This window comes from Streptomyces sp. DF42 (assembly GCF_058267695.1).
Genome location: NZ_CM177859.1, coordinates 1,123,322 through 1,136,278 on the forward strand (window position 1 = coordinate 1,123,322; position 12,957 = coordinate 1,136,278).

Below are 12,957 nucleotides of genomic sequence, written 5' to 3' on the forward strand. Positions count from 1 at the left end.
GCTCGACCGCGCAGGGTCACTCGTCCGGGATGCCGGCGCCGCTGAGGGCCGGAACAGTGGCTTCCGGCCGGGTGAGGGAGCGGGCGCCGAGGCGGAACTGGTCGAGTTTGTCGACGATGGTCCGGCCGACGGGAGTGTGGCCCCAGATGCTGATGCCGTGGTGGGTGGTGGGCTGCCAGGTGGTCTCGTCGATGACGACGGGGTTCCAGCCGACCTCCCACTCGAAGCCCGAGGGGGTGCGGGCGTAGTAGGACAGCTCCTTGTCGTTGGTGTGCTGTCCCACGGAGCTCGCGCGATGGTTGCAGTGCTGGTGCCGGAGGCGGCGGCGACCCGGACGATCCCGCCGCGGCCGAGGGCCGTCGCCTCACTGGCCAGGTACAACCGACGGCGACGCTCATCGAAGTGCGGCAGGATCTGATCGAGCTTGGCCCGCAGAGCACGAGCGGCGACGCGGCCTGACAGACACGGAGTCATATCTCAGACTCCCACCAACACCCCTCTGCCGAGCACCTATTGAAATACGGGCCCCAGGCAAGGTTGACAACTGTCAGATCGGGGTGGCCGGGTACAACTAGCCGACGCAGTGTTCGCCCTTCCAGGGCCAGTTGAAGCTTCCAGGCTTGACCAGGGCGACGTTCCAGTAGGGAAGAGCCGCGCAGGAGTCGATCCACAGCTGGGTCGCCGGGAATCTCCCGGCGGTCCTGCTGTTGAACAGAAGTGGCCCACCGGAGTACTTATAAATCTTGACGTTGTGGTCGGACGCGAGCGTGATGTAGGCCCTGGGCTGAGCCGACGTCACGTGATTCGGTCCGAACTCATCCACGAGAACGCCTTTGTAGTAGATGAGCGCGTTGGCATAATTGCCCATGCACAGCTTTGCGACAGCCCCGCGCTGTCCAGCAGTGGACACGATGCACTTCCCGACGGTCAGCTTCTGACCGAGGTTCAAGTGGTACTGCCCAGCTGCAGCGTCAGCCTGAGTGGCTGGCGTGAAGATGGATGCCCCAAGCAGAATCCCGGCAATCAGAACGCTCCGCATATTTATGCGAATCCCCATGTCGTCCAATCCTCTATCCCGAAGATCACTGGACGCGCAACGTACCGTTGCGTTCAGGGCCAGGTCAAGATCGCTACCGGACGGCACCGTCGGAGGGCCGGCCCCACCGACCAACCGGTGGGGCCGGCCCTCCGACACAGGCGTGGGTGCTCACGCCGTCAACCGTGTGAGCGCAGCCGCCACGGAGTGACGGCTCAGCCGATCTCGACCAGCAGGTCCCCGCCCTCCACCTGCTGGATCTTGTTGATGGCGAGCCGGCCGACGGTGCCCGCCTTGGGGGCGGTGATCGCGGCCTCCATCTTCATCGCCTCGATGGTGGCCACGGTCGCGCCGGCGTCCACCTCGTCGCCCTCGGCGACCGCGAGGGTGACCACGCCGGCGAACGGGGCGGCGACATGGCCCGGGTTGGTGCGGTCGGCCTTCTCGGTCACCGGGACGTCGGAGGCGGCCGCCTGGTCGCGGACCTGGATCGGGCGGAGCTGGCCGTTCAGGGTGGACATCACGGTGCGCATGCCGCGCTCGTCGGCCTCGCCGACCGCCTCGAGCTCGATCAGCAGCCGGACGCCGGGTTCGAGGTCGACGGCGTACTCCTTGCCCGGGCGCAGCCCGTAGAAGAAGTCCTTGCTGTCCAGCACGCTGGTGTCGCCGTAGGCCTGACGGTGGGTGTCGTAGTCGCGGGTCGGGCCGGGGAAGAGAAGACGGTTGAGGGTGGCGCGGGGCTCCTTCGCCAGGCCCTCACGGTCCTCCGTGCTGAGCTCCTGGACGGGCCTGGGCTCGGCGCGGCCCTCAAGTGCCTTGGTGCGGAAGGGCTCCGGCCAGCCGCCGGGCGGGGTGCCCAGCTCGCCGCGCAGGAAGCCGATGACGGAGTCGGGGATGTCGTACCGGTTCGGGGTGGCCTCGAAGTCGGCCGGGTCCACTCCGGCACCCACCAGGTGGAGGGCGAGGTCGCCGACCACCTTGGAGGACGGGGTGACCTTCACCAGGCGGCCCAGCATCCGGTCGGCGGAGGCGTAGAGGTCCTCGATCTCCTCGAAGCGGTCGCCGAGGCCGAGCGCCACGGCCTGGGTGCGCAGGTTGGAGAGCTGGCCGCCGGGGATCTCGTGGTGGTAGACGCGGCCCGTCGGGGAGGCGAGGCCCGCCTCGAAGGGGGCGTAGACCCGGCGGACGCTCTCCCAGTACGGCTCCAGGTCGCCGACGGCCTGGAGGTCGAGGCCGGTGGGCCGCTCGGAGTGGTCGGTCGCGGCGACGATCGCCGAGAGCGACGGCTGGGACGTCGTACCCGCCATCGACGCGACCGCGCCGTCCACCGCGTCCGCGCCCGCCTGGATCGCCGCGAGATAGGTGCCGAGCTGGCCGCCCGCCGTGTCGTGGGTGTGCAGATGGACCGGGAGGTCGAATTCGCGGCGCAGCGCCGATACGAGCTTTGCGGCGGCCGGGGCGCGCAGCAGGCCCGCCATGTCCTTGACAGCCAGGACGTGGGCGCCCGCCTCGACGATCTGCTCGGCCAGGCGGAGGTAGTAGTCGAGGGTGTACAGGCGCTCGTTCGGGTCCGACAGGTCCGAGGTGTAGCAGAGGGCGACCTCGGCGATCGCCGTGCCCGTCTCGCGTACGGCGTCGATGGCGGGCCGCATCTGGCCGACGTCGTTGAGGGCGTCGAAGATGCGGAAGATGTCGATGCCGGTGGCGGCGGCCTCCTGCACGAAGGCGTCGGTCACCTCGGTCGGGTACGGGGTGTAGCCGACGGTGTTGCGGCCGCGCAGCAGCATCTGCAGACAGATGTTGGGGACGGCCTCGCGCAGGGCGGCCAGGCGTTCCCAGGGGTCCTCGGCCAGGAAGCGCAGCGCCACGTCGTACGTCGCTCCGCCCCAGCACTCCAGGGACAGCAGCTCGGGCAGGGTGCGGGCGACCACGGGGGCGACCGCGAGGAGGTCCTTGGTGCGGACGCGGGTGGCGAGCAGGGACTGGTGGGCGTCGCGGAAGGTGGTGTCGGTGACGCCGATGGTCGGCGACTCGCGCAGGGCGCGGGCGAATCCCTCCGGGCCGAGCTCGACGAGCCGCTGACGCGAGCCGGCGGGCGGCTCGCCTGCGGGCAACGCCGGCAGCTTGCTGACGGGCTCGATCAGCTCGGGGCGCTCCCCGTTCGGCTTGTTCACCGTCACGTCGGCGAGGTAGGTGAGCAGCTTGGTGCCGCGGTCGGCGGAGGAGCGGGAGGTCAGCAGGTGCGGGCGCTGCTCGATGAACGACGTCGTGATCCGGCCGGCCTGGAAGTCGGGGTCGTCCAACACCGCCTGCAGGAAGGGGATGTTGGTGGCCACGCCGCGGATGCGGAACTCGGCCACCGCACGCCGGGCCCGGCCGATCGCGGCCTTGAAGTCCCGGCCCCGGCAGGTGAGTTTGACCAGCATGGAGTCGAAGTGGGCGCTGATCTCCGTACCGGCATGGGTGGTTCCGCCGTCGAGGCGGATGCCCGAGCCGCCGGGCGAGCGGTAGGCGCTGATACGGCCGGTGTCCGGGCGGAAGCCGTTGGCCGGGTCCTCGGTGGTGATGCGGCACTGAAGGGCCGCGCCGTGCAGCTTGACCGTGTCCTGGGACAGCCCCAGGTCGGCGAGGGTCTGGCCGGACGCGATACGCAGCTGGGCCTGGACGAGGTCGACGTCGGTGACCTCCTCGGTGACCGTGTGCTCGACCTGGATGCGCGGGTTCATCTCGATGAAGACGTGGTTGCCGTCGCGGTCGAGGAGGAACTCCACGGTGCCCGCGTTGCGGTAGCCGATCTCGCGGGCGAAGCGCACGGCGTCGGCGCAGATCCGGTCCCGAAGGGCCGGGTCGAGGTTGGGTGCGGGGGCCAGCTCGATGACCTTCTGGTGGCGGCGCTGGAGAGAGCAGTCCCGCTCGAAGAGATGGATGACGTTGCCCTCGCCGTCGGCGAGGATCTGCACCTCGATGTGGCGGGGGTCGACGACGGCCTTCTCCAGGAAGACGGTGGAGTCGCCGAACGCCGAGGCGGCCTCGCGGGACGCCGCCTCGATGGACTCGCGCAGCGCGGCCGGGTCCTCGACGCGGCGCATCCCGCGTCCGCCGCCACCGGCGACCGCCTTCACGAACAGGGGGAAGCCGATCTCCTCGGCGGCGCGGACGAGTTCGTCGAGGTCGTCGGAGGGGGCCGAGGAGCCGAGCACCGGGACACCGGCCGCGCGGGCGGCGGCCACGGCGCGGGCCTTGTTGCCGGTCAGTTCGAGGGTCTGCGCGCTCGGCCCGACGAACGTGATGCCGGCCTCCTCGCAGGCCTTCGCCAGCTCGGGGTTCTCGGACAGGAACCCGTAGCCCGGGTACACCGCGTCCGCGCCCGCCTGCCGCGCGGCACGGACGATCTCCTCCACGGAGAGATACGCCCGCACCGGATGCCCGGGCTGGCCGATCTCGTAGGCCTCGTCGGCCTTGAGCCGGTGCAACGAGTTGCGGTCCTCGTGCGGGAAGACGGCGACGGTCCTCGCGCCCAGCTCATAGCCGGCGCGAAACGCCCTGATCGCGATCTCACCACGGTTGGCGACCAGCACCTTGCGGAACATCGCCGCTCCCTTCAGCCTGCCGATGACGTCCCCATGGTGTCGGGGACGCCCACGTCACGCCATGTGAGCCGGGCCACTCAGTTCAAGATGTGATCTCGGTTGCCGCCTTTCTGATTGCCTCGCGGATGCGCGGGTAGGTGCCGCAGCGGCACATGTTCTCGATGCCGTCGATGTCCTCGTCGGACGGCTGGGGTGTCTTCTTCAGCAGAGCGGCGGCGGCCATGATCTGGCCCGGCTGGCAGAAGCCGCACTGCGAGACGTCGCACTCCAGCCAGGCCTGCTGCACCGGGTGCAGGGTGTCGCCGTCGGCCAGCCCTTCGACGGTGGTGACCTGGCGGTCGTCGCAGTCGGCGACCTTCACCACACAGGGCTGGATCTCCGCGCCGTCGAGATGGCTGGTGCAGGCGCGGCAGATGCCGACGCCGCAGCCGTACTTGGGGCCGGTGACGTGCAGCAGGTCGCGCAGCACCCACAGCAGCGGCATGTCGGCCGGGGCCTCGACGGTGACGTGTTCGCCGTTGAGGACGAAGGAGTAGGAGGGCATCAGTACCTTCTCGGAACGTCACAGAACATGAGCGGGTCGGAGCAGGAGCGGGTCGGAACGCGGGCGGGTCAGAACGTGAGCGGGAAGCGACGCGGTCTGGTGCCGGTCGCCCGTGCGTAGGCGTTGGCCACGGCTCCGGAGGCGGCCGGCACGCCGAGTTCACCGGCGCCGCCCGGCTCACCCCTGGACGGCATGATGTGCGCCTCGAAGTGCAGCGGGGCATGCCGCTGGCGGGCCCACCGGAAGTCGGCGAAGCTGCCCTCGCGCACGGCACCCCGGTCGATGTGCAGCCCTGCCTGCAGCACCGTGGAGATCCCGTCGATCGCCGCGCCCATGAGCTGGGCCTGAAGACCGCGTGGGTTGATCACCGTGCCGACGTCGGCGGCCATCACCACCTTGGTCACCCGGGGCTTCTTCGGGTCGGTGGCGTCGATCTCGACCAGACAGGCAACGCAGGATCCGTACTCCTCGTGGACGGCGACGCCCTGCCCGTGCCCGGCCGGCATGGTCCGCCCCCAGCCGCCGGCCTCGGCGGCCTTGTCGAGTACGGCCTTGACGCCCTTGCTGCGCAGAGTCGTACGGCGGAAGGCGACCGGGTCCCGGCCCAGGCTCCGTGCCACCTCGTCGACCATGATCTCCTGCGCGGTCCGTACCGTCCCGGAGTCCACCGACCGCCACGCGCCGAGCGGGATCGCGAGCTCGACGCCGCCCGAGTCGCCGGAGACCCGGCCGAAGTTGTAGAGACCGGAGTCGCTGGGCAGCGGAGCGGCGAGCGGGCGCCGCAAGGCGGCCCGGCTCGCGGCGGCCACTCTGCCGTAGGACTCGTTCACGGAGGCCGTGGCATGGGTGAAGGCCACCACTCTGCCGTCCGCGTGGCTGGCACGGATCCTGTGGTGGTCGGCGGGGCGCATCCTGCCGTGCCGGGTGTCGTCGCCCCGGCTCCACATCAGCTTGACCGGCCGGTGTGCCGCCTTCGAGATGAGGGCCGCCTCGATGGCGGCGTCGTGGTTCAGCCGCCGCCCGAAGGAGCCTCCGCCGCGGATCACATGGACCTTGACCGCGGACGCGGGCAGTTGGACCGTGGCGGCGATGTCGTCGCGGGCCTCCATCGGTGTCTGGGAGGAGAACCAGATCTCGGCCCGGTGCGCCTGCACGTCCGCGATCGCGGTCAGGACCTCCATCGGCGCGTGGCTGACGAACGCGAACTCGAACTCGCCCTCGACCTGTGCCGTTCCGCGCGGCGGGGTACCGAGGTGCGGGACCGCGGCCCGCAGCCGGGCGCGGATGCCGGCGTCGGACAGGGCGGCCAGCGGGCCGGGCGCCCACTTGATCTTCAGGGCGTCCCTGGCCTGGAAGGCGTGGTGGAAGCTCTCGGCCACCACGGCGACTCCGCCCGGGACCCTGACGACGGCGTGCACGCCGGGAAGGGCGCGGGCCGCCCGGTCGTCGACCGAGACGATCCTTCCGCCGAGCGTCGGCGGCCGTGCCACCACGGTCGGCTTCGCCCCTGGCACCGACAGGTCTCCGGTGTACTTCGCCCTGCCGGTGACGATGTCGCGGGCATCGACACGGTTCGTCGGCCGGCCGATCACCTTGTGCCGGGACGCCGGCTTGGGCTTGGCGGACACGGCCGTACGGCGTATGTGGGCGGCGCTCGCGCTGAGGGAGCCGAAGGTGGCGGTGCGGCCGTCCGGGGCGATCACCATCGTGTCCCTGGTGCGCAGGCTCCAGGCGGGCAGGTGCCAGCGCTTCGCGGCGGCGGTGACGAGCCTGGCGCGTGCGGTGGCGGCGAGTTGGCGGGCCGGGCCGTACAGCGAGCCGACCGAGTTCGAACCACCGGTGTTCTGGTTGCCCTTGGTCCGTGCGTCGGCGAGCGGGATGTCGACGTCGGCGAGGCGGGCGTCCAGCTCCTCGGCGACCATCATGGCGACGGCGGTGGTGATGCCCTGGCCGACCTCGACGCGCGGCAGCCGTACGACGACCTTGTTGGCCGGGGTGACCTCCAGGACGAGCATCTCGTCGTCGGCGCCGGTCACCAGCGCGTCGGAGGGGCCGCGGCGGGGCTCCGAACCCTCGGCCGAGGAGGTGTCGCAGGCGAGCGGGGCCGCGATGGTGAGGGTGGACGCGGCAAGCGAGTAGACCATGAACCTGCGGCGGGACACCGCGTGCCGAGGAATGTCCGCATCCCGGGCCGGGCCTGTGGCCGCGGACTCTGTGCCGTCCACCAACACTCCTCAGGGGTCGTCCGGCTGATACGTCAACAGCTATGAGGCGCAAGTGGGCCTGTGGGTTGCCTGAGAACCGGCCGCCGTACAGTTGCGGCCTGTCGCGCGCGGCCTCGCCTCCCGAACCGCCTCTCCTCCGTAGGCTCTGGATCCGTGGAGGAGCCGTGCGACGGACGTCCCGTCCCCAACCTACGGAGAACCATGGCCGACGCCAGTCCCCAGGCCAGTGCCGTCTCACTGCTGGGCCGCCCCAAGCTGTGGCTCGTGCCGACCGTCCTGACCGGACTGCTCGCCCTGTTGCTGGCCCTGCTCTACATGGGCGGCATCGTCAACCCGCAGGGCAGCCTGCACCATCTGCCGATCGCCCTGGTCAACGGCGACACCGGCAAGCCGCCGGCCGGGCAGCGGGAGAACGCGGGCACCCAGCTCGCCGCGGCCATCACCTCCGACACGGCCGGTGACCAGGCCGACTGGCGCACCCTCAGCCGCGCGCAGGCCCAGGACCAGCTCGACTCCGGAAGGGTCTACGGCGCCCTGGTCATCCCGCCCGACTTCACCGCGTCCATCACCGCGCTCACCACCGCCGACGCCACCGCACGGCCGACGCTGACGGTGCTCACCAACCCCGGCAAGGGCAGCCTGGGTTCCTCCCTCACCAGTAAGATCACCACGGCGGCGGCGCACCAGGCCTCGGCGACCATCGGCAAGCAGCTCACCGCGGCCGCGGGGCCCCGGGCGAACGCCACGACCAGGCTGCTGCTCGCCGACCCGGTCAACGTCGTCACCCAGGTCGGCCATCCGATCGGCGGCCACAGCGGCCTCGGCCTGAGCGCGTTCTACTACACGCTGCTGCTCGTGCTGGCCGGCTTCATGGGCGGGAACGTCATCAGCAACGGCGTCGACACCGCCCTCGGTTACAGCGACACCGAGATCGGCCCCTGGCACACCCGCCGCCCCACCGTGCCGATCAACCGCACGCAGACCCTGCTGCTGAAGATGGCCATGACCGCGGGCATCACCGTCGTCAGCGTGTCCCTGGTCATGCTCGCCACCATCGCCGTCCTGGGCATGGACGCCACCCACATCCCGCTGCTGTGGATCTACTCGTACTGCGCGGCCCTCGCCGTCGGCCTGGGCGTGCAGGCCATCAACGCGGCGTTCGGCGGGGTCGGCCAACTGGTCTCCATGTTCGTGTTCATCGTCCTGGGCCTGCCGTCCTCGGGCGCCACCGTGCCACTCCAGGCGGTCCCCGGCTTCTACCGCTTCCTGTCCAATTTCGAGCCGATGCGCCAGCTCAGCGACGGCGTCCGCGCCATCCTCTACTTCGACGCCCGCGGGGACGCCGGCCTGACCCACTCCTGGATCATGATCGCGATCGGTGCGGCCGCGGGCCTGATCTTCGGCTTCGTGATGACGCGCTACTACGACCGCAAGGGCCACAAACGCCTGACCCCGCAGCCTGCTTGAGGTTCAGCGGTCGGTACGGGCGGGTGCCGACCAGTCCTCGTCGGTGAGGTCCAGGAGCCGCGCGATCGTGGCGGCGTCCGGCAACGGGCCGTGGTCCCCGGTCACCTTGAGCGCGGACGAGGCCGTGAGGTGGCCGAGGCGCAGGGCGCGCCGCATGTCGTGGCCGCCCAGCAGCCCCGCGAGGAAACCGGCGGCGAAGGCGTCGCCCGCGCCGACGGGCTCCACGACGTCCGTACGCAGGGCCGGCACGGTACACACGCCACCGCCACCGCCACCGTCGGCGAAGGCGTGCGCGGCCCGAGCGCCGTCCTTCACCTCCAGGATGCGCGGACGCCCCAACAGCCGCCGTACGTGGGCCGGTTCGAGGTCTGCGCCCCACAGGTCCCGCGCCTCGTCGAGGCCCACGAAGGCGATGTCGGCGCGGTCGGCCAGCTCGCGCAGCACCGTGGCGGCCGTGCCGTCCGGCCACAGCGCGGGGCGGTGGTTGACGTCGAAGCTGATCGCGTACGGGCGTTCGCCACGCGGTGTGCCGAGCGCGCGTTCCACCAGGTTCCGGCAGGAGGGGGAGAGCGCGGGGGTCACTCCGGTGAGGTGCACGAGGGCGGCGGACCGCACCCTGGCGTCGTCCAGGACGTCGGGTCCGAGGGCCGAGGCCGCCGAACCGCTCCGGTAGTAGTGGACACGGGTGCGGTCGCGGCCCGGGTCCTTCACCAGCAGGCCCGTGGGCCGCTCGGGATCGGTCCGTACGCCGGTGACGTCGACGCCCGCGGCGCCCACGGCCGCGCGCACCCTCCGCCCGAAAGCGTCGTCGCCGACTGCCGAGAGCCAGGAGACGGAACGGCCCAGATCCGCCAGATACACAGCCACGTTGGATTCCGCCCCGGCAACGGACAGCCGCAGTTCCCCGGCGCTGTCGAGGGAGTCGGGTGGGGTGGGCGCGAGCGCGGCCATGGTCTCGCCGACGCACACCACGGGCCCCTCGCCGGGGTGCCACATGCTGTTCATGCCGCTCATACCGCCACCTCCGGTGACGGGTGGCAGGCGGCCGCCGACGCGGGCAGTCCGCGCTCCGAGAGCGCCCCGAAGGGGCGCGGGGAACTACGCGGACGGCCACGACGATGCCGCAGCCGCCCGACGACCCGGCTCGGCACTTCCAGCGCCGCGTCGGTGCCCGGCCGGTCGGCGACCGGCGCCGCCGCGCCCGGACGGACAGACGGTCCAGCCGGTTCCTTCGCCGGTGCGGCGGGCTCGTCAGGGGCGGGGGGCAACCAACCCGCGAGGACGTCGACGAGCACCGTCCCGGTGCCGGTCCGGCGCATGCCCTCCCCGGGCTCCGGCCGGTCCGGACGCAGGGTTCCCCTCGGGCCGGGACGCATGGATCCGCTCACCGATCGTGGACGTCGTGCCGGGCCGGGGCAGCGGTTTCTCGCTGGAAGCACCCGAGGGGGTGCGTTTTCTCACCCGTTCTCGCGTCGTCGGCCCATAGCCGCCCCACGAGCCCCCTGCATCTGCTGCACTTCCCCTGAGACCTGAGACAGTTGACGATCCCTCAGGGGGAACTGTGACGCATCGTCAGAAGCGTTTCGCAGCAGTCAGATCCGACAGAGCGGTTCGGACGTCAGCAAGATCGGCACTGGCGTTTCTCACGGCATTCGGCGCGCTGGCCGGTGCGGCCCTGGTGGGGGCGGCACCGGCCAGCGGCGTGCCGAGCGCCACCGCCGTCGCGCCGGGAGTCACCTACAAGCAGTACGACATCCAGGGCGCCAAGGGGCCGACCCGTGCCCATGTGCTCACCGTCGACCTGCGCAACACCCACGTACACCTGGGCCTGCTGTATGCGGGAGCCGTGGCCGCGCGGGCCCCCGTCTCCAAGCTGGCCGACGCCCAGGGCGCCGTCGGGGGCATCAACGGCGACTTCTTCAACATCACCGAGACCCAGCACCCGGGCGTCGAGGCGACGGGCTCGACCGACGGGCCGGCGATCACGAACGGGCACGTGCTCAAGGCCCCGGTGCCCGACGGGCAGCGTTTCGGCCCGGCGCTGCCACCCGGCGCCACCACCCGTGACGTGATCGGTGTGGGCGTCGACCGCAAGGCGCGGCTGGACAGCCTGGCACTCGCCGGTTGGATCCGCACCCCGGTGGGCCGGCTGCCGCTCGGCGGGCTGAACCAGTACGCGCTGCCGGTGAATTCGATCGGCGCCTTCACCTCCGACTGGGGCAGCGTCTCCCGGGTCCGCGCCACGTGCGGCACGGACACCGACCGGGCCGCCGCCTGCAGCACGAACACCTACGAGGTGACGATCCGTGGCAACCGGGTCGTCTCCGAGTCCACCACTCCGGGCAAGGGCGCCATCGCCGCGGGAACCACGGTGCTCGTCGGCCGCGAGGCGGGCGCGCGGAAGCTGCGGAGGTTCTTCAAGGGCGAGCCGGTGAAGGTGACGCACCGGCTGGTGGCCGCCACCTCCCGGACCGCGTACAGCTTCGCGCTCGGTGGCTATCCGGTGCTGAAGCGCGGACACCCGCAGGGCGGCCTGGACAACTCGACGTCGGCCGTGCGCACGGCCGTCGGCATCGCGGACGGCGGGAAGCGGCTGTTCCTGTTCGCGCTGGACGGGGCTCCCGCCTACCGCTCCGGTCTGACGATCGCCGAAGTGGCGGCCGCCATGCGGTCGTTGGGTTCGGTCGACGCCTTCAGCCTGGACGGCGGCGGGTCCTCGACACTGGTCGCCCGCGCACCGGGGGCGCCGAGGGTCTCCGTACGCAACCATCCGTCCGTCGGCCCGGAACGCCCTGTCCCCAACGGCATCGGAGTGTTCTCCACGTCGAAGTCGTCGTGACGGCCGCGCGCGTCACGGCCTGAGGCCGCTCACGATCTCCGCCGTGGCCGTGACACCGCTGTGGATGGTGGGGGCGATGTTCGTGCCGGCGAGATAGAAGCCGAGCAGCGCGCACACCAGCGCGTGGGAGACCTTCAGGCCGCCGTTGCGCAGGAAGATCACCGCCAGGATCAGAAGCAGCAGCACCACAGAGATGGAAATCGCCATCGTCAGTCTCCTCCGCTACGCCGTCCCGTCCGGTTCACGGCGTTCGGCCGCAAGTGTGGCGTAGCGGAGGGTTCGTCCGGGCGGCTGACCTGTCCTCCGAACGTGTGGTTCTACGCCGCCCGGTGGGCGTCCAGGAACGCCTCCAGGCCGGCGAGGTCGTCGGTGTTGAAGTAGTCGACGCCGGCGGTGTGCAGCTCGGTCCACAACGCGTCGCGGGCGGGGCCGACCAGGTCAGGGGTGTTCCAGAAGCGCACCCTCTGCCCGCGCGCGTGCGCCTGGCGCATGATGCCGCGCAGCTTCTGCCGCTCGGCGTCGGGGAAGGCGCCCTCACCGAGCCAGGTGAAGTTGAGCTGCCAGTTGTCGCTGATCAGCGGGACGAAGGAGGCAGGCGCCGCGGTGCCGAGGTCGGTGAGCCGGCCGTCGTAGAAGGCCCGCCGTACGGTCTGGGCCTCCATCGGCGTACGGGCGGCGCGGTCGCCGGAGATCACGTTGGTGATGGCGCCCGGGTGGGTGCGGCCGTGGACGTAGGTCGTGAAGAGGTGCTTGTAGCGCTGGAGGTGGCGGTCGAGTTCGAGGTACGTCGACGAGCCCTCGGTCTTGATGTCGATGAGCAGCTGGAGCGGCCGCCGGTAACCCCGGTACACGGAACCGCGGTTGGCCTTGACGATGGCGGCCAGCGGGTCGAGGTAGAGGGACTCCAGGGTGCGTGCCGGGTCTAGCTGGGAGGCGTCGTGGGCGATGAGCAGCTGGTCGCCGACGAGGAAGATGTCGGCCTCGACGCTGCCGAAGCGGTGGTCGAGGGCGTCGAAGAGGGGGCGCGGATGGTCGTAGTCGTTGTGGGCGTGGGCGCGCCACAACGGGCGGCGGTTGTGCTTGGTTCCCTCGGCGAACGCGCTGCCCGCGGGTGGGGCGAGCACGACCGCGGCGGCGGCGCCGAGGGCGGTGAGGGCTCTGCGGCGGGTGATGAGGGCCATGTGCTGCCTCCCTGTGGGGCGGGTCGGAACCACAGGGAGTATGAGACGGATTGGCCTCCAATGAACCTGTACATG

Annotated in this window: 10 protein-coding genes and 3 pseudogenes; 3 read left to right on the plus strand and 10 right to left on the minus strand. The window is 71.2% G+C overall.

All coding sequences use genetic code 11. The annotated features are described in order from the left end of the window. Positions 1 to 16: 16 nt before the first annotated feature. From ACYUED_RS05130 to ACYUED_RS05155, 6 genes and pseudogenes are all read right to left on the minus strand, one after another. Positions 17 to 292: pseudogene (locus ACYUED_RS05130) on the minus strand (VOC family protein); the annotation flags it as partial. Continuing rightward, positions 289 to 474: pseudogene (locus ACYUED_RS05135) on the minus strand (ISAzo13 family transposase); the annotation flags it as partial. The pseudogenes ACYUED_RS05135 and ACYUED_RS05130, both read right to left, overlap by 4 nt. A gap of 97 nt (positions 475 to 571) precedes the next feature. After that, positions 572 to 1,057, minus strand: a complete 486-nt coding sequence (locus tag ACYUED_RS05140; RefSeq protein ID WP_491291132.1) for a hypothetical protein — start codon at positions 1,055 to 1,057, stop codon at positions 572 to 574. A 194-nt stretch (positions 1,058 to 1,251) separates the two neighbouring features. Beyond that, positions 1,252 to 4,626, minus strand: coding sequence for a pyruvate carboxylase (locus ACYUED_RS05145; protein WP_491291133.1), 3,375 nt, complete (start codon positions 4,624 to 4,626; stop codon positions 1,252 to 1,254). An 82-nt stretch (positions 4,627 to 4,708) separates the two neighbouring features. After that, complete coding sequence (locus ACYUED_RS05150; RefSeq protein ID WP_491291134.1) at positions 4,709 to 5,170, minus strand: (2Fe-2S)-binding protein; 462 nt, start codon at positions 5,168 to 5,170, stop codon at positions 4,709 to 4,711. Positions 5,171 to 5,238: 68 nt separating this feature from the next. Then, positions 5,239 to 7,314: a xanthine dehydrogenase family protein molybdopterin-binding subunit gene (locus ACYUED_RS05155; protein WP_491294140.1), complete on the minus strand. Its 2,076-nt coding sequence runs from the start codon at positions 7,312 to 7,314 to the stop codon at positions 5,239 to 5,241. 282 nt (positions 7,315 to 7,596) lie between these two features. Here ACYUED_RS05155 and ACYUED_RS05160 point away from each other — a divergent pair, with 282 nt between their 5' ends. After that, on the plus strand, positions 7,597 to 8,862 hold the full coding sequence (locus ACYUED_RS05160) for a YhgE/Pip domain-containing protein (RefSeq protein ID WP_491291135.1): 1,266 nt from the start codon (positions 7,597 to 7,599) through the stop codon (positions 8,860 to 8,862). A gap of 3 nt (positions 8,863 to 8,865) precedes the next feature. Here ACYUED_RS05160 and ACYUED_RS05165 read toward each other — a convergent pair whose 3' ends face one another. Together ACYUED_RS05165 and ACYUED_RS05170 are read right to left on the minus strand one after the other, a co-directional pair. Next, a complete protein-coding gene (locus ACYUED_RS05165) occupies positions 8,866 to 9,867 on the minus strand; it encodes a sugar kinase (RefSeq protein ID WP_491294141.1) in 1,002 nt (333 codons plus the stop codon). Positions 9,868 to 9,872: 5 nt separating this feature from the next. Further along, positions 9,873 to 10,181 (minus strand): hypothetical protein, encoded by a 309-nt coding sequence (locus tag ACYUED_RS05170; RefSeq protein WP_491294860.1) that lies wholly within the window; start codon positions 10,179 to 10,181, stop codon positions 9,873 to 9,875. 71 nt (positions 10,182 to 10,252) lie between these two features. Here ACYUED_RS05170 and ACYUED_RS05175 point away from each other — a divergent pair. Then, positions 10,253 to 10,348, plus strand: a pseudogene (locus ACYUED_RS05175) (DUF779 domain-containing protein); the annotation flags it as partial. A 192-nt stretch (positions 10,349 to 10,540) separates the two neighbouring features. After that, a complete protein-coding gene (locus tag ACYUED_RS05180; RefSeq protein ID WP_491291136.1) occupies positions 10,541 to 11,701 on the plus strand; it encodes a phosphodiester glycosidase family protein in 1,161 nt (386 codons plus the stop codon). Positions 11,702 to 11,713: 12 nt separating this feature from the next. Here ACYUED_RS05180 and ACYUED_RS05185 read toward each other — a convergent pair whose 3' ends face one another. Together ACYUED_RS05185 and ACYUED_RS05190 are read right to left on the minus strand one after the other, a co-directional pair. After that, the gene (locus tag ACYUED_RS05185; RefSeq protein WP_491291137.1) at positions 11,714 to 11,908 is read right to left on the minus strand and encodes a hypothetical protein; all 195 of its coding nucleotides are present in this window, start codon (positions 11,906 to 11,908) and stop codon (positions 11,714 to 11,716) included. 110 nt (positions 11,909 to 12,018) lie between these two features. Further along, positions 12,019 to 12,882 (minus strand): phosphatidylinositol-specific phospholipase C/glycerophosphodiester phosphodiesterase family protein, encoded by an 864-nt coding sequence (locus ACYUED_RS05190; RefSeq protein WP_491291138.1) that lies wholly within the window; start codon positions 12,880 to 12,882, stop codon positions 12,019 to 12,021. Positions 12,883 to 12,957: the final 75 nt, after the last annotated feature.